At 32.5% G+C, this 20,938-nt stretch carries 2 protein-coding genes; both read left to right on the plus strand.

Features of this window, described 5'->3' with window-relative positions; genetic code table 11:
* The first annotated feature begins 37 nt into the window (after nt 1–37).
* On the plus strand, nt 38–9,715 hold the full coding sequence (locus J3495_RS03060) for a non-ribosomal peptide synthetase (protein WP_210665097.1): 9,678 nt from the start codon (nt 38–40) through the stop codon (nt 9,713–9,715).
* Nucleotides 9,715–20,937: a non-ribosomal peptide synthetase gene (locus J3495_RS03065; RefSeq protein WP_210665098.1), complete on the plus strand. Its 11,223-nt coding sequence runs from the start codon at nt 9,715–9,717 to the stop codon at nt 20,935–20,937. The genes J3495_RS03060 and J3495_RS03065 overlap by 1 nt, the downstream gene beginning before the upstream one ends.
* The last annotated feature ends 1 nt before the right edge of the window (nt 20,938 follow it).

Raw genomic sequence — 20,938 nt, forward strand, 5'->3', positions numbered from 1 at the left:
GAATAGGCAATTAACAAATTTTGAGACGACAAGAGAAATGAAAACATTACTTAAAAAATTAAATGAGTTTAATATAAAAATTGATTTACTTGATGATAAGCTTGATATTCAAGCTCCTAAAGGAGTTATGACTCAGGATATATTAAACGAAATTCAGTTAAATAAAAAGGAGTTAATAGAATTTATTACTTTATATAAAACAAAAAAGGACAGACCTATATTTATCCCTAAAATTCCTGAACAATCTAGTTATCCATTATCTTCTTCACAACGCAGGTTGTGGCTGTTAAGCCAATTTGAAGGAGGAAATGTAGCTTATAACATGCCGAATGTCTTTAAGTTAGAAGGCAAATTAGCCATCCCTTCTTTTCAAAGTGCTTTTTTGTCTCTTATAGAACGCCATGAATCATTAAGAACTCTGTTCAAAGAAAATGAATCAGGGGAGGTTAGGCAAGTGATATTGAATTTGGAAGATATTCAGTTCCAATTGCAATATGAAGATTTAAGCAAAGAAGCAAATTCGGAAGTAAAAATAAAATCTATTATTCAAGAAGAAGCGGCATATGTTTTTGATTTATCAGCCGATTCCTTACTTCGAGCCAAATTAGTAAGAACATCACAAGATGTCTATGTATTTATTTGCGTGATGCATCATATTATAAGTGATGGATGGTCATCAGAAATTATGACGAATGAATTATTTGAGTTGTATGATGCCCATGTAAAAGGAAATCCTAATCCATTACCAGAACTAAAAATACAGTATAAGGATTATTCTGCATGGCAGCAGGAACAATTGAAGAATGATAATATAGAAGTCCATAAATCCTATTGGCTACAACAATTTAATGGAGATCTTCCTGTATTAGATTTACCTTCTTATCAAACAAGACCACTAATTAAAACCTATAATGGAAACGCTGTAAAAAAACTTTACAATGAGAGTCTTTTAAATGATTTCAATGAATTATGTCAATCACAAGGGAGTACCTTGTTTATGGGGTTACTAACGGCTGTAAAAGTGTTATTGTTTAGATATAGTAATCATAAAGATATAGTTATAGGAAGCCCTATAGCAGGAAGGGAACATGTAGATTTACAAAATCAAATAGGTTTTTATGTAAATACTTTGGCGTTAAGAACACAGTTTGAAGCCGATGACAGTTTTAAAGAATTGTTAACAAAAGTAAAAGAGGTTACCCTTGGAGCATACGAACATCAAATTTTTCCATTTGATGAGCTAGTGGAGTATTTGCCTCTCAATCGAGATACGAGCCGTAATCCATTGTTTGATGTTATGGTTACAGTTCAGAATGATGATTTATTTAAAGTAAGTAGCCAAAAAGAAAGGGAAGTTAAAATTAAGGGATATCAATCTGAAGAAAAAGTTCTCAGTAAGTTTGATTTAGAATTTGCTTTTAAAGAAACAGCTGAAGGACTGGGTTTAACACTGATATCCAATACTGATATTTATTCAAAATATTTTGCGGAAAATATATTAAGCCATTTTGAAGTCTTATTGCATTGCATTATTGCAAAATCTGAAGTTTCCGTCGGTTTATTGGATTATCTAACAGCATCTGAAAAACATAAGGTATTGTCAGGATTTAATGATACAGAAGCAGTTTATCCTAAAGATAAAACAATAATCGATTTATTTGAAGAGCAGGTACAGAAAGCACCAAATAATGTTGCTGTTGTGTTTGAAGAAACCAAATTAACTTATCAAGAACTCGATGAACAAACGAACCAATTTGCATCATATTTAAGAAAAAACTACGCTATTCAATCTGATGATCTAATAGGCATAAAGCTAGAGAGAAGTGAAAAATTTATAATTGCCATCTTAGGCGTGCTAAAGGCTGGTGCGGCTTATGTTCCTATAGATATCAATTATCCGAAAGAGAGGATAGCCTATATGGAAAAAGACAGCAATTGTAAAGTTGTTATTGACCAAGAGGAATTGGAAAGATTTGATGTAGTCAAGGAAAAATATTCTCATAAAAAAGGGGATCTAATTATTAAAAACGATAACCTTGTTTATGTTATCTATACTTCTGGTTCTACGGGAACTCCAAAGGGGATTATGATGGAACATGTAAGCATGTTCAATCTAATCGTTTTTCACAACAAACAATTTCAGAACAGTGATGTTCATAAAGTATTACAATTTACAAGCATAAGTTTTGATGTGTCTTTTCAGGAAATATTTACAACATTAACAAGAGGAGCAGCCTTATATCCAGTTAAAGAAATAGTTAAAACAGATTCAAACGAGCTGTCTGCCTTTATAAAAAGGAATAATATCGATACGGTTTTTTTACCAACGTCATATTTTAAGATATTAATTGATGTTAAGGCCTTCTATGACCTATTAAAGTCCAATTTAATAAAAAATATTATAGTTGCGGGAGAACAACTAATTTTAAGTAATGAGGCGATAGATAAAATTAGTGCATCAGATACCAAACTCCATAATCACTATGGTCCAGCTGAAACACATGTTGTTTCAACAATTACAATAAAAGACAATTACCTGACATATAATCCGCCCATCGGCTGCCCAATCTCAAACACCCAGATTTATATACTAGATGAAAATTTACAATCAGTCGCAATAGGAGTAACTGGTAAAATTTATATATCGGGCACGGGAGTTTCAAGAGGTTATTTAAACAAACCAGAACTTACAAAAGAGAAGTTTATTGCAAATCCTTTCAAAGCAGGAGAGCGAATGTATGATACGGGAGATTTAGGCTGTTGGTTATCTGATGGAAATATTGAATTTTTAGGCAGAAAAGATCATCAGGTAAAAATTAGAGGCTACAGAATTGAGCTTGGAGAAATAGAAAATGTTATTTTACAGTACTCAGAGGATTTAAATCAAGTAATTGTAGAGACTAAAGAAGTAAATGGAGAGAAAGTATTAGTTGCTTATTTAGTCTCTGCTACAGACATGGATAAATCGGAATTGAGAAGTTTTCTACAGGAAAAATTACCAGACTATATGGTTCCAAGTTTTTATCCAAAATTGGATAAAATCCCATTAACTACAAATGGTAAGATAGATAGGAAAGCACTGCCAAGTATTTCGGGCGAAGATATTGTAAGAAAAGAATATATAGCTCCGAGAAGTTGGCTTGAAAAAAAATTGGCAGAGATTTGGCAGGAAGTTTTAGGAATCCAAAAGATAGGAGTTACAGATAATTTCTTTGAATCTGGAGGGCATAGTATCAAAGCGACTCATTTGGTTTCTATGATTCATAAAGAACTAGGAATTAAAATTCGAATTAGTAATGTCTTTGAAGCAAGAACAATTGTTGAACTTTCAAAAACGATAGAGGCTTTAAACGAAACCAAATTTACTGAAATTGAGCCTGTTCCTAAGCAGGAAAGTTACCCGACATCTTCTTCTCAACGAAGATTATGGGCTGTAAGTCAATTTGAAGGAGCTAAAAAAGCTTACAATATTTCTGGCATCTATATTCTTACGGGTAATCTTGATAGACTGGCTTTAATGTCTTCCTTTAAAACGCTTATCGAGCGTCATGAAAGCCTACGTACCTTATTTAAAGCAGGAGAAGATGGGGAGCCAAGACAATATATCATATCAGGCACCGATTATAATTTTAATATTGATTACCATGACTTTAGAAAGCTTGAAAGTAAAGAAAATGAATTAAAAAATAAAGTATCGACATTATCAGAGACTCAATTTAATTTAGCCGAAGGGCCATTATTAAAAGTAGATATAATTCAACTTGAAGACGAAAAATGGGTTTGCAGCTGCATATTACATCATCTAATAAGTGATGGTTTGTCTATGGAAATTCTTATAAAAGAGTTATTCTTATTTTACAATATATATGTAAATGGGGATTCGAAGATGCCAAATCCATTGAGAATTCATTACAAAGATTATGTTACTTGGCAAAACAAACAATTAGAAGAACAAGTATTAAGAGGGCATGAAGATTATTGGATTGAACAATTTAAAGGAGATATTCCTATACTTAATTTATTGGGAGATAAAGCACGACCAAAAATTAAAACCTACAACGGTGCTATAAAAGAAAAAATAATAAATGCCTCAAGTTTAAACACTTTAAAAAAACTTTTTCAAGAAGAAGAAGTTACACTATTCATGGGATTGCAAGCCATTGTCAATACTTTACTCTATAAATATACAAGTGATGAAGACATCATAATAGGAAGTCAAATGTCTGGTAGAGTGCATACTGATTTAGAGAGACAAATAGGTCTTTACATTAATGTTCTGCCTTTAAGAACTCGATTTAAAGGAGTAGATCGCTTTAGAGAATTATTACAAAATGTAAAAAAAGGGACATTAGAAGCTTTTGAGCACCAGCTTTATCCCTTTGATTTACTAATAGACAATTTAAAATTAAAGCATGACATCAGCCGTAATCCTTTATTTGATGTAACAGTTGTTTTACAGAATGCAGACCTAGACGAAAAAGTCACATTAGAAAAAATGGGAGATCTAGACATTCAAGTTTACAAAGAATGCGAATTGAATGTTAGTAGGTTTGACCTTAGTTTTAACTTCATTGAAACACAAGGAGAGCTATTAACCACCATTGTGTTTAATACAGACATTTTCAATGAATTTACTATTAATCAATTATTACAGCATTTTGAAAAAATAGTAGAAGTTATTAGTGAAAAACCTGAATGTACTCTAGATCAAATCAATATTTTAACCCAAAAAGAGACAGAAAAAATTCTTGAGGATTTTAATGATACTGCTATAGAATTTCCAAATGATAAAAATATAATAGAATTATTTAAAGAGCAAGTAAAGAATGATCCGCATAAAAATGCACTTGTGTTTAATGGAGAAATGTTGACTTATAGTGAATTAGATTATAAGTCAGATCAATTAGCAGTCTTTTTAAAGCAAAATTTCGATCTAAAAAAAGAGGATCTTATTGGTATTGCTTTAGATAGATCACACCTGTATATTGTTGCTATATTAGGAATACTAAAATCTGGAGCAGCTTATGTTCCTATAGATCCTGACTATCCTAAAGCACGTCAAGAATATATCATTTCAGATACAGCAATAAAAATACTAATTACCCAAACAGAATATCTTTTCAATTACGATTTCTATCAAGGAGGATTTTTTGCAATTGATGTACAACTAAACGATATCCATATTCCAAATAATCAAATCACTAGTAACTCATCAGGTAATGACTTGGCGTATGTAATGTATACCTCTGGATCTACCGGAATACCTAAAGGAGTTATGGTAGAACAAAAAAGTATTGTTAGATTAATAAAGTCTATGAATTATGTAAATATAGATGCAGAAGATAACATCTTAAGTTTATCTAATTTTGCTTTTGACGGCTCTGTTTTTGACATTTTTGGATCTCTATTAAATGGTGCTACGCTTCATATTCCTCTTAAAGAATGTTTTCTCGATTATGAAGTTTTAGGAGAAACAATTAATCACAATAAAATATCTATATTCTTTTTAACTACAGCACTGTTTAATTCTTTAGTTGATATTAATTTTTCAAGATTTGATAGCTTAAAATATGTATTGTTTGGAGGGGAAAGAGTTTCAGTATCCCATGTAAAACAGTTTAAAGAACGCTATAATCAAGCCAATTTAGTTCATGTTTACGGACCAACAGAAAACACGACATTTTCTTCTTTTTATAATGTGGAACAAGTGGTCGATAATACGAATACGATACCTATAGGAAAAGGAATCTCAAATTCAGAATGTTATATACTAAATCATGAAGATTATAAAAAAACAATTCCGCCAATAGGCGTTGTTGGTGAAATATATGTGGGAGGAGTAGGATTGTCGAGAGGATATTTGAATAATCCTGAAATGACTGCCGAAAAATTCGTACTTCATCCTTATAAATCCAATACAACCATTTATAAAACAGGAGATTTAGGAAGATGGCTGCCAGATGGAAGCATTGAGTTTATAGGTCGACTAGACGATCAAGTAAAAATAAGAGGGCATCGCATAGAATTAGGGGAAATAGAAAATATTTTGTCTAATCATGAAGACCTTGTTTCATGTATAGTCATAGCAAGAGAAACTAAAAATAAGGATAATGAACTTGTTGCATACTATACTAGTAAAGCTAAAGAAATATCCAACCTTCCAAAATATTTAAAAGAGCAGTTACCAGATTACATGATTCCAAAATATTTTATATGTTTAGAAGCATTGCCTTTAAATTCCAACGGGAAAGTAGATAAAAAAGAACTGCCAATACCAGAACTAGATTTAAACCTTGAAAAAGTAGTATTAAAAGCAAGAAATGAAACAGAAGCCAAATTAGTTGAAATTTGGAAAGAAATATTAGATTTTGATCAGATAAGCATCACTGATGATTTCTTTGATTTAGGAGGACATAGTTTAAAAGTGACCAGATTAATAAGTCAGTTACACAAGGAGTTCGACGTTAAAATTGAACTGAAAAAATTATTCGAAACAACGATATTACAAGATCAGGCGATGCTGATTGATAATGCTGTTAAAAGTGATTATTATCAAATTCCGAAAGTTGAAGAACAATCCAATTATCCGCTTTCCTCTTCTCAAAAAAGATTATGGATCTTAAGTCAATTTGAAGATGCCAACACTGCATATAACATGCCAGCGGTTTTTGAATTCACAGGGACCTTAAATTATGATAGTTTAACATTTGCTTTTGAAAGCCTTATTGAACGTCATGAAAATTTAAGAACAGTTTTTAAACAAAATAAAGAAGGAGAAGCCAGACAATATATTTTATCAGCTGAAGATGTTGATTTTGAAGTAACCTATAAGAATCTTCAAGAAGTTACTAATAAAAAACAAACGTTGGCGGCATATATAAAAAATGACGTTGAAACTAACTTTAATTTAGAGTCTGGACTACTATTAAAAGCTTCTATCTATCAAATAGAAGATGATAAATGGATTTTTAGTTATGTTATGCACCATATAATTAGTGATGGATGGTCTATGGACATTTTAATTAAAGAACTATTGGAAACATATGATGAATACAATAAAGGTGTAAACATAGAAAAAGAAGCTCTTAAAATTCAATATAAAGACTATGCAGTTTGGCAGCAAAATCAATTCAAAGAAGGAAAATTAGAACTTCATAAAAAATATTGGCTCAAACAATTTCAAGGAGAATTACCAATGCTTCAATTACCCGAAGATAAGCCAAGACCTTTAGTACAGACGTACAATGGTAAAATAATTCAAACAAAAATAACTGCAGATGTAACAGAGAAACTTAAATATCAAACTAATCAAGAAGGAGCTACTTTATTTATTAGTTTACTCACAATAGTTAAGATTTTACTATATAGATATACAAACTCTCAAGATATTATTATTGGTTGTCCGATAGCTAATAGAGAACATGCAGATTTAGAAGATCAAATAGGGTTCTATTTAAATACATTGGCACTTAGAACACAGTTTGACAGCACGAATTCATTTAAAGAATTATTTCAATTAGTAAAGCAAAATACACTAGAAGCTTATAAGTATCAAGCCTATCCCTTCGATGAATTAATAAACGATTTAAAACTACGAAGAGACATGAGCAAAAATGCTTTATTTGATGTAATGGTGGTATTGCAAAATGCAACTAATAATCAACTTACTAAAAATAAAGAACACCAGATAGAAGGGCTGCATATTTCTGATTTTCAAGATTTTGATTACGAAGTAAGTAAGTTTGATTTATCATTTAATTTTCTGGAAGTCAATGACGAAATAGAAGCCAGTATAGAATATAACAGCGATATATATACTCAAGAAACAGCTCAAAGAATGTTGCAGCATTTAGAGCAAGTAATTTTAAGCGTAATAGAAAATCCTGATATTAAAATTAATGATATAGATATTCTAACTACAACAGAAAAGAAGCTGCTATTAGAAAAATTTAGTTCTACAGATTCAAGGAATATTTCTAAAAAAACAGTCATACAAGAATTTGAAAACACGGTATTGAAATATCCTGAAAACAAAGCATTATTATTTGATAAAAAGTATTTTACTTATCAAGAGTTAAATGAAAAAGCTAATCAATTAGCACACTACCTTAAAGAAAAATATGCTGTTGGATCTGATATATTAATTGGGATTGAACTTGAACGAAGTGAGTGGCTGCTTATAAGTATGCTGGCAATACTAAAAACAGGATCAGCATATTTACCCATAGATACTGAATATCCTAAGGCGCGTATAGAATTTATAAAATCAGACAGTTTTTGTAGTTGTATAATTGATGAATTTGAATTATTGAAATTTGAACAAGATATAGACACTCTTAAAAAAAATAACTTAGAAAGGGATATTAATAATTCGGATTTAGCATATACAATTTATACTTCAGGAACAACAGGAAACCCAAAAGGAGTAATGGTGGAGCATTCTAGTGTATTAGATTATTGTTCAACCTTTATCGAAACCTTCAAGTTAAATGAATTGGATACTATCATCCAGCAATCTTCAATATCTTTTGATACCCATGTAGAAGAAATTTATCCCGCTTTAATGACAGGAGCAACAATTTTAATGGGAGTAACTGGAGGTAGAGATATTAAAGAAATTCAATATCTAATAGAAGAAGAAAATGCTACCGTTTTAAGTTCTACGCCATTAATAATAAAAGCATTAAATGAGTCTGAGTTTAATGTAAACAAATTAAGATTATTAATAAGCGGGGGAGATAAACTTAATAGAAATTATGTCTCTAAATTTCTAGATACAACCATAGTATATGATACTTATGGGCCAAGTGAATCTACAGTTTGCAGTGCCTATTATAAAATTAATAATATTTCTGAAAAATGTATCATCGGAAAACCGATAACAAACAGAACCATAACTATTACCAATAATAAAGGACTGCTTCAACCTATAGGAATTATTGGAGAGATCCGGATAAGCGGTTCTGGGTTAGCCAGAGGATATAAAAATCAATCCCAATTAACATCAGAAAAATTTATTACAAGTGAATTGCTGGGCAGAACCTATAAAACAGGTGATTTAGGAAAATGGCTGCCAGATGGAAATATTGAATTTATAGGAAGACAAGATGACCAAGTAAAAATTAGAGGATATAGAATAGAATTAGGGGAGGTTGAAAATAGTTTACAAAATCATCCTGCCATAGAAAGTGCAGCCGTTTTAGTTGCTTTAAATAATGAAGGAATAAAAGAATTGGCAGCCTATTTTGTAGTGAAAGAAGAACTTAATGTACTCGATATAAGAAGGTATCTGAATAAAATATTGCCAGATTATATGATTCCTTCTAAATATATTAAAATAGATAAAATGCCATTAAATACGAATGGGAAAATTGAGAAAAAAGCTCTTCATAAACAAAATGGAACTCTTTTAGAATCTGGAATTTCATTTGCGCCAGCAAGAAATGAAATTGAAATTAAGATAACGCAAGTTTGGAAAGATTTACTTGAAAAAGAATCCATTGGTATTTACGATAATTTCTTCGATTTAGGAGGTGAAAGTTTAAAAACTACACGGCTTATAAATAAAATTAATGAATTGTTTCTAGTTAAAATTAAGATAAAAAAAATCTTTGAAGACCCTACAATATCTGGAATTTCCGAACATGTGAAATTTATGTTACAGCAAAAAGAGTTATCTGAAAACAAAGAACTTCAAGAAATAAATATAGATTAATGAAAGATTTATTAAATAAAATACAAGAGAATAATTTATTATTAAAAGTTATAGATGGTAAACTAAAAGTGTTTACTAATGGAACAGATATTAATAAAAACTTAATTGCAGAAATAAAGGCAAGAAAAGAAGAGTTAACAGAAATTATTTTAGAAAATGGAAGTCTTGATAATTCAAATAATATAAAAAACACAATACACAAAACTCCAGAATTAAATGGATACCCTTTGTCATCATCTCAACAAAGGTTATGGACATTAAGTCAAGTAGATCGTGCTAGTATTTCTTATAATATGCCTAGTATCTATGAATTAACGGGTGAGTTTAGTTATGAATTATTAAATCAATCTTTCAAAAATTTAGTATACCGTCATGAAATCCTTAGAACAGTTTTCAAAGAAGATACGCTAGGGAATGTAAAGCAGTATATAAGAAACATTGAAGATATAGATTTTTCGTTAGTAGAGATAGATTTTAGAGGAATCAATACTTATAAGCAGAAATTAGAAACATACATAGAAAAAGAATGTGCATTACTATTTGATTTAGAAGAAGGTCCTCTATTAAGAGGTGTTGTAATTCGTTTAACTAATGAAAAATGGATATTTTGTTTTGTGATGCATCATATTATAAGTGATGGCTGGTCTATTGATGTCATGATGAATGAATTGATAGGGCAGTATAAATTACTAGGTGAAAATAGATTTGACTCAAAAAAGGAACTCGAAATCCAATATAAAGACTACGCCGTATGGCAGCAAAACCAGCTGGTTAATGGCCATTTAGAAAAAGATAAAACCTATTGGTTAGAACATTTAAAAGGCGATTTGCCAACACTATTCCATTTTGGAGACTTTCCCCGTCCGGCAATAAAAACCTATAATGGAGGAATAGTAGAGCGTAAAATCGGCACGGCACTTAATGAGCAATTCAAAACGTTATACAAAGCCAATGAAGGCACTTTGTTTATGGGGTGTTTAAGCCTTCTAAATGTAATATTACATAAATACACAGGCCAAGAAGAATTTATTATTGGAAGTCCCGTTTCTGGAAGGACTAACACTGTGCTTCACGATCAAATAGGTTTTTATGTAAACACTCTGGCACTTCGTACTAAATTTACATCGGGGGATAGTTTTGAAACTCTTTTCGGTAGGGTCAAGGAAAATACACTTAATGCCTTCGAACACCAAGATTACCCTTTTGATGAACTTTTAGATGATTTAAACATTAAAAGAGACTTAAGCAGAAATGCATTATTTGATGTAATGCTGGTAGTTCAAGATTCAAAAGAAAAACAAATAGCAGATGTACTAGAAGGAACTTCCCTATCTATATCACCTTATAAAAATGAACAACATTTTGGAAGTAAATTTGATTTGTTATTCTCATTTGCCGAAGTATCAGATAGCTTAAGCCTGGTAATAGAATACAATAGTGATATTTTTAGTAAAAGGCTGTGTGAGCAACTATTGCTGCATATGGAGCAGCTGCTGGAAGGACTAGTGTCTTCTCCAAAAAAAGAACTCTCCGAGATTTCCTGTTTAAATTCTTTAGAGAAACACGAACTATTGGTGGATTACAATACAACAGAAACAAGATATGAAGAAGGGATTTCTTTACTGGGTTTGTTTAAAGAGCAAGTCGCAATGGTTCCTGATAAGACCGCATTGATCTATGGTGAAATCTCGTTAACCTATACTGAGTTGGATGTTCTGAGCAGTCAATTCAGTCATTATTTGGAGAAGCAAAGTGAATTGGCTTTGGAAGATTTAATAGCCATAGCCTTGCCTAAAAGCCATTGGCAGATCATATCGATCTTAGGTATTTTAAAATCAGGTTGTGCGTATGTCCCAATCGCTTTGGATTATCCACAAGACCGAATAGACTTCATTGTATCCGATACTAAAAGTAAGATTGTGATCACGCCAGAACTCCTATTCGATTTCGAATCCAGCATTGGAGATTATTCAAAAGAAAAAGACATCTGCTCCAGGGACCTATCGAGTTTGGCTTATGTGATGTACACCTCAGGATCTACAGGACGTCCAAAAGGCGTTTTAATAGAAGAGAGAGGTATTATTCGATTAGTGAAAAAGTCAAATTATATCAATATAGGACCTAGTTCCGTCTTATTGTCTACTGGTTCTTTTTCATTTGATGCCACCACTTTTGAATATTGGGGAATGCTATTAAATGGCGGGACATTGATTTTAAGTGAAGAAGATCTCTTCTTGTCTCCTATAGATTTATCTTCTTTAATAAAAGCCAAAGGAGTCACAATCATGTGGTTTACCTGTGGCTTACTTAACCAACTAATAGACGAATCCATAGAGGTATTTGAAGGCTTGACGACTGTATTATCAGGAGGGGATCGTCTGTCACCTGTACACATTGGAAAATTGCGTTCAAGATACCCCTTGATGGAAATTATAAATGGCTATGGCCCAACAGAGAACACAACCTTTTCAACAAGTCATTCAGTAAAAGAAGTACGTGAAGGAACCCATACGATTCCAATAGGAAACCCTATAAGCAATAGTACTGCTTACATATTGGATACTGCCATGTTTTTGGTTCCAAAAGGAGTAGTCGGCGAACTCTATTTAGGAGGGTCTGGAGTCTCAAGAGGTTATTTGAATAGAGAGGATTTAACAGAAGAAAAATTTATAGCGTCTCCTTTTATTGCAGGACAGCGTCTATACAGGACAGGAGATTTAGTAAAGAGGAATCAAAATGGCGAGATCGAATTTATAGGACGACAAGACACCCAAGTAAAGATCAGAGGCTATCGTATAGAATTAGGTGAGATTGAACACCTGTTGAGTACCTATCCTGGGGTAAATTCTACGTTAGTAGTGGTAGAAGAGAGTCAAGGCGATAAGCTGTTGTTAGGGTACATTACCAGTGAAGAAGTAATAGCAGAGAGTGTTTTACGCGACTGGTTGTTCCAAAGATTACCATCTTACATGGTACCGAGTTATATACATGTACTGGAGCGATTTCCATTAACGGTAAATGGTAAAATCGATAGAACTAATCTGCCAGACATGACTGGAGTACTCGTGAACAGCGATTTATATATTGCACCAGAGAATGAAATAGAGAAGAAATTGAGTGAGCTTTGGATGGAGATCCTCAATGTCCCTCAAGTAGGATTGTTGGACAACTTTTTTGAATTAGGAGGGCATAGTCTCAAGGCGACAAAACTAATGAGCAGAATTCATAAGGAATTCAATGTCAAACTCCGATTATTAGAATTCTTCAACCATCCCGATTTACAATCACAAAGTGCGTTGATATCCTCTAAAAAATCAGTGAGATACGATTCCATACCTCGACTGGAGGAGCAAGATTCTTATCCATTATCATTGATGCAAAGACGTTTATGGATCATGAGTCAATTGGAAGACGCTAATATCGCCTATAACATGTCGACGGTGTATGTCTTTAAGGGGCATTTAGAGTTATCTTTGTTAGAGCAGTCCTTTAAGACCTTAATATCCCGACATGAGATCTTACGAACCTATTTTAAGAAGGATGCCTCAGGAGATATCCGTCAATATATACAACCTATTGCATCGGTGGATTTTAGTTTGGGATCTGTAGATGCCCGCAAGTTCTCAGAGGCTGACCTTTCATTAGCATTATCCAAGACATTAAAAACCCCATTTGACCTGTCACAAGGACCTTTGTTACGCGTTGACATATATCAAGTATCAGAAGACAGCTGTATATTTAGTAGTGTTATACACCATATCATAAGTGATGGCTGGTCTTTGGAGGTATTAATCAAAGAACTCTTGATACTTTACAATAGTCTGGTAACAGGAGTGTCACACTCTTTACCACCCTTACAAATCCAATACAAGGACTATGCCTCTTGGCAGCTGAACACCCTTAATGATTCCAGTTCAGATCAGGCCTATTGGTTCAATCAATTTTCGGGGGACTTACCCGTTTTAGATCTCTCGGGTGGTAAGGTACGTCCAGGAATAAAGACCTATAATGGCGGTGTTTATAACAGTAAGCTCTCTAAAACCTTAAGTAATACTTTGGCTGCTTTATTGCAAAAAGAAGAAGCTACACTATTTATGGGTCTGTTGAGCGCAGTGAACGCGTTATTTTACCATTACACCGCTCAAGAAGATATAATAATCGGCAGTCCCATAGCAGGGCGTGACCATAGAGATTTAGAGGATCAGATAGGATTTTATGTCAATACCCTGGCCTTAAGGACTCAATTCAGCAAAGAAGATAGCTTTGAAGAACTGTTATCTAAGGTCAAGACAGTCGTTTTAGATGCTCATGCCCATCAATTATACCCCTTTGATGATCTAGTGTCGGGCTTAGGCCTACAACGCGATATGAGCCGTAACCCCTTGTTTGATGTGCAGGTAATTGTTCAAAACAAAACAAGTACAGAGAGGATCACCTCACAAGAATTAGAAGGACTTTCTGTAACGTATTATGAAGGAGAGGTATCCCACACGAGTATTTTTGACCTTGTATTTAACTTTATAGAAAGCGAAGACAGTATTCATATCAGTACAATCTATAACACGGATGTTTTTGATTATGAATGGCTCGTTCAAATACATATCCATTTAGAAGAGTTATTAAAAGAGATGCTGGCGAGCTCAAAAACATCGCTGTCACAGCTAAGTTGTTTAACAGAGCAAGAAGCGAATCATCTATTAGAAAGTTTTAATGCTTTGAAAATCCCTTATGATAGATCTACAACGATAGTAAACCTTATAGAGCAACAAGTAAAGAAGACTCCACATGCCATAGCTGTATATTATGAAGGGATTCGTTTAAGTTATCAGGAACTAGAAGACCGTTCCAACCAATTAGCCCATTATTTAATAGAAGAATATGGTGTTTCTGGGAATGATTTAATTGGTATTATGATGGACCGTTCCGAGCTAATGTTTATTGGTATTTTAGGGATTTTAAAATCAGGCGGAGCCTATGTGCCCATCGATCCTGATTATCCGGAATCAAGAAAGGCATACATTCTAAAGGATACTCAAGTAAAAGTCTTGCTGACCCAATCAGACTACATCTTTGATTTAAGCTATTATAGCGGGAACCTGTTCGCCATGGATCTACAGTTATTGGGGCTGACTAACTCCAAGCATGCACCATCAATATCTATCAATGCAAATGACTTGGTGTATATTATCTATACTTCAGGTTCAACCGGAAACCCCAAAGGCGTTTTAGTGTCCCATGGTAACTTAATTCACTCATTGGCCCCACGCGAATCCGTGTATGGTACAATAGACCGTTTTTTGTTATTGTCCTCTATAGCTTTTGACAGTTCCGTAGCCGGAATCTTCAGTACTTTGAGCACTGGTGGGCAATTGTGTGTAACTAAAGGGGTTGACATAAGTAATGTCTCTTTTATAGCCGACTATATTATCACCGAGCAGATTAGTCACTTATTAACCGTTCCCTCATATTATCGTTTACTATTAAATTCCTTGTCAGAAGGTGACTCAAGTTCATTAAAAGAGGTTACAGTAGCAGGAGAACACTGTCCAATAACTTTAATAACAGACCATTATGCAAGCGCTATAGGGCAGTCCGGCTGTAGTTTATTTAATGAATATGGTCCAACGGAATGTACGGTATGGAGCAGTGTCCATAAATATGCGGCAGGTGAGAAAGTCACATCAACCATAGGCAAGCCAATAGCCAATAGCTATATCTACATATTGAACAAAGAAGATGCCTTGGTTCCGATTGGAGTAATCGGAGAAATATGTATAGGCGGAGCAGGAGTGACCAAAGGTTATTTAAACCGACCAGAATTAACCGAGGAGAAGTTTGTAGCTGATCCGTTTAGTGCTGGAGAGAAAATGTATAAGACTGGCGATTTGGGGAGATGGAATGCCAAGGGAGAGATTGAGTTTTTAGGACGGAAAGATGATCAGGTAAAAATTCGGGGCTATCGCATAGAACTAGGAGAGATTCAATATGCCTTAGAAACTTACGAATCAATAGAATCTGCAGTAGTATTGGCCAAAGACAACCCCGCTGGCGATAATGAGCTGTATGTTTATGTACTAGGAGATGGCGCTTTAAATGTATCGGAGCTAAAACAATATCTAGGAGGTATATTACCAAGTTATGCCATTCCATCCAACTACACCCAAGTACCTTCATTTCCTAGAACTCCCAACGGAAAGATAGATACCAAGGCCTTATTATCCATGGAAATTGCAGGATTAGAGAGTGGAGCTGGGTACGTGGCTCCAAGAACGGAAGAGGAAGAAATATTGGTAAGAATATGGCAAGAGGTACTGAACAAAAAGAAGATAGGCGTTAAAGACCGTTTCTTTGATTTAGGAGGAGATAGTTTAAAATTAATTCGATTAATAAGCTTAATTGATAGAGAGTTTCACATAAAATTAGAACTAAAAGATATTTATGAAATTCAATTATTAGAAGACCAAGTTAAGGTCATTAATGAAGTTAAAAATATAGACACAGTTAATGATTTACTCACTAGGTTAAAAAAACTTAATATTACTATAAAAATAGTTAATGACAAATTAGATATTAAAGCACCTAAAGGTATTATAAATAAAGAGTTATTGAATGAAATCGAAGTCAATAAAGAAAATTTAATTGTATTAATTGAACGATATTCAACATCTAAAATAACATGGGATAAACAGATCCCAATAATAAAAAAACATGAACATTATGAATTATCATCTTCTCAAAGGAGAGTTTGGGTTTTAAGCCAGATGGAAGACGGTAATGTAACTTATAATATGCCAGAGGTTTATGTTTTTAAAGGAGAGTTAAACTTAGATGCATTTAATTTAGCATATCAAACGTTAATATTGCGCCATGAAAGCTTAAGGACTAATTTTAAAGAAGATGAAGATGGGGAAATTAAACAGTTTATTAAAGAACAAAAGGACGTTAAAAATAAAATTACATTTAAAAACTTAACAGATAATAAAGAAAAAAGAGATAAAGTAGAACGAATTATAGATAAATTATGTAATTATAAATTTAATCTTTCTTCTGATGATTTATTAAAATGTACACTATTACAGGTAGAAAATAATGAATGGGTATTTTGTTATGTAATACATCATATCATTAGTGATGGATGGTCAATGGATATTTTAACAAAAGAGCTATTTATATTGTATAACGCCTTTATTAAAGGAGAAGAAAATCCATTAACTCCACTCCGTATACAATACAAAGAGTATGCTTCTTGGCAGCAGAAACAATTACAAGAAATTGATAGTGAGGGACATAAAAATTATTGGTTGAAACAATTTGAAGGAGAAATACCAGTATTAAATCTTCTAACCGATAAAAAAAGACCAATAATTAAAACATTTAATGGAGGTATTATTAATAAACAACTTCCTAAAGCAACAATAGAAGCTTTAAAAGAAATAAGTACTAAAGAAGGGGGTACACTGTACATGAGTCTTTTAGCAATAGTGAATGTACTTTTATACAGATATACTAATCAAAATGATATTATTATAGGTAGTCCGGTAGGAGGCAGGACACATTCAGATTTAGAAAACCAAATTGGGTTTTATACAAATACTTTAGCCTTAAGATCTCAATTTAAAGGAAATGACAGTTACTTGGATCTATTAAAAAAAGTTAAAGAAATAGCTTTAGGAGGTCTTGAGCATCAAATATATCCATTTGATGAATTAGTAGGTCAATTAGACTTACAAAGAGATATGAGTAGGAATGTTTTATTTGATGTATTTGTAGCGTTACAAAATGCAGTTATAAGCAGTGAAAATAGATCATTTCCAGGTTTGCAAATAGAGAACTATAATGAAACAACGATTAAAGTCACAAAATTTGATTTAACATTTAACTTTAATCAGAGTTCTGATGGCTTATGGTTAAGTTTAGAATACAATTCAGATTTGTTTTATAAAGAAACGGCAGAACGAATCGCTTTACATTTTTTACAGGTTACAGAAAGTATTATTGGCCAGCCAAATAATTCGATAAACGATTTAGAGTATATAAATGATTTTGAAAAGGAACAACTGCTTAATAATTTTGGAGCTAAGTCTTCGGCATATGATGAAGAACAAACTATAGTATCACTTTTTGAGGATCAAGCAAACAAGACCCCTGATGCGATTGCTTTATTATTTGAAGAAAAAGAATATACATTCAAAGATCTTCAAGAAAAATCAAATCAACTAGGAAATTATTTAAGAAATAAATATAAAATCCAGCAAGAAGATTTAGTGGGTATTAAGCTGGAACGTAATGAATGGATAATCATTACAATGTTAGGTGTCTTAAAATCTGGAGGTGCTTATATGCCCTTAGATCCATCTTACCCTCAAGAACGAATTGATTACATGTTAGAAGACAGTTCTTGTAAACTAGTTATAGATCAAGAGGAGATTTTAACTTTCCAAAATGAAACGCATTATTATAAAGAAGATGCCATTTCTTTTATAAATACACCTAGTGATTTAGCGTATGTCATTTATACTTCTGGATCTACTGGAAAACCCAAAGGAGTGATGATTGAGCATAAAAATGTCGTCGCTTTTCTTGAAAGCTGTAAAAGCAGGTTTGGGCTTTCTAATATGAAAATGCCTTTATTGGCATCTAATGCCTTTGATATCTTTTTATTTGAATCTTTTTATCCTATGCTAACAGGAGGCACTGTGTTAATGCTTCCGAATGAACATATTAGAGACATGTACTTATTAGCAGATATTCTAAAAAACATGAATGCATTTCATGCTGTACCAGCGCTGATGTCACAAATATTAGCTCATATAAAAAGCACTGGAGAAGTAGAAGAATATTATGGAATTTCAGATTTGTTTATAGGAGGCGATAAAGTTTCTACCAGTGTACTAAAAGAAATGCATGAAGTGTTTCCAAGGGCGTCAATATATGAGTTATATGGGCCTACAGAAACAACAATATTTGTTACCGCAAACCATTACTCAAAAACGCATAGTGAAAATAATTATAATGGTGCATTGATAGGTACACCAAATAAAGTCTCATATACTCAAATATTAGACAATAAAAATAAATTATGCGGCATAGGAATACCAGGTGAGATTTGTATTGGAGGCAATAGTGTGGCAAGAGGGTATTTAAAAAGAGAAGCATTAACTGCTGAAAATTTTATTACTAATCCATACAAAAATGAATACGAAAAAATATATAAAACTGGAGATTATGGAAAGCTGCTTTCCAATGGTGTTTTAGAGTTTATAGGAAGGAAAGATACTCAAGTTAAAATAAAAGGCCATCGTATTGAACTAGGAGAAATAGAACATGTTTTAAATAGTTTAAGTTTTGTAAAAGAAGCAGTTGTAGTAGTAAAAGCAGTATCAAAAAATAATGATGAATTAGTAGCATATCTAATCAGCGATGAAGAAATAGAAACAAAATCCTTAAGGAATATGCTACAGAAAACATTAACTATTTATATGATTCCGACCTATTTTATACAATTAGATGCATTTCCGCTCACTAATAATGGTAAAATAGATATAAAGGCACTGCCAAACCCAGAACATTCAGATTTAAAAGATCAAGAAACCTATGTTTCACCAAGGAACGAAATAGAAGAAATAATAGTAGGTGTTTATGAAGAAGTGCTTAGAAAAGAAAAAATAGGAATTAAAGATGATTTTTTCATTATGGGAGGAGATTCTATAAAATCAATTCAAATAGTTGCTCGCTTAAAACAAAGAAACCTTTCCTTAACGATTCAGGATATCTTGCTAAATCCAATTATAGAAGATTTATCTAGAATAGTTAAAAAAGTAGATCGAACGATTTCTCAAGAAATCGTAAAAGACGAGGTTGGCTTAAGTCCAATACAGTCTTATTTCTTCGAAAAACACCCAATAAATTATCATCATTTTAATCAATCAATACTCTTGTTTAATAGAGAAGGGATCAAGGAAGAAGGTGTTCGAAAAGTGTTTGACAAAATAATGCAGCATCACGATGCTTTACGAATGACATATCATAAATCTGCATCAAATGTTTGGCTACAGAAGAATCACGGGGAAGAATTAAAGTATGATTTGAAACAATGGAATTATAATGATTTAGACAGTTTTTATGAAAAATGCGAACAATTACAGTCCAGCATAAATATAAATAAAGGGGCACTATTAAAACTGGGATTATTTAAAGGTGCAGCTGGCGACCATTTATTAATTGTTATTCATCACTTAGTAATCGATGCTGTTTCTTGGAAAATTTTACTGGAAGATTTAGAAATATTGTTTAATCAATACATGCTAGGTGAGACTTTAAAATTACCCCTAAAAACAGATTCATTTATTCATTGGCAGAAAGAATTGCAAAGATATTCTAAGAGTACGACTTTAGAAAAAGAACACTATTACTGGTCATCTGTAAATAAAATAGCAATAGATAAAATTCCTTTAGACAAAAAAAGTGGAAATAATTTTGTGAAGAATGAATCAACTCAATCGTATAGTTTAAACAAAGAGTTAACAGAAGTTTTATTAACCAAATGTAATAAAGCATACGGTACAACAATAAATGAAATTTTATTAACAAGTTGTGTAACTGCCATAAAGAAAACTTTTCACCTTCAGGAAGTTGCTGTTTGGATGGAAGCTCATGGTCGTGAGAATATTGATGCAGATATAGATATAAGCAGGACAATAGGGTGGTTTACGTCTATATATCCAGTCGTTTTTAGTCTAAAAGAAGACAAAAATATTTTAGAATTAATATCGGTTAAGGATACTTTAAGACGGGTGCCTAATAAAGGAATTGGTTATGGCGTATTAAAATATTTAGCATCAAAAGAATATACTTTAAATCCTGAGATTTCTTTTAACTATTTAGGGAATTCTAACGATAGTATAGAGATAAAGCAAGACACAAAATTATTCGAGATAATGGACAAATATAAAGGAAATGAGAGTTCATTCGTAATGGAAAGAGAGCAGCTTTTAGATGTAAAAGCAATAATATCTCACGGATGTGTAAATGTAGATATAAGTTATAGTCAAGATCAATTTTATGATGAAACCATAAAGGAAATAATAAAACAAAGTAAAATTAATTTAATAGGATTAATTGAAGAGTTATCAATGGAAAAAGAAGCCTATGCAACTCCTTCTGATTTTACATTTAAGGGATTGAGCATGCAGGAATTGGAACAATTAAACAAAATTCAATAAA

The sequence above is a fragment of the Flavobacterium geliluteum genome, assembly GCF_017948595.1.
Taxonomy (GTDB): Bacteria; Bacteroidota; Bacteroidia; order Flavobacteriales; family Flavobacteriaceae; genus Flavobacterium; species Flavobacterium flavipigmentatum.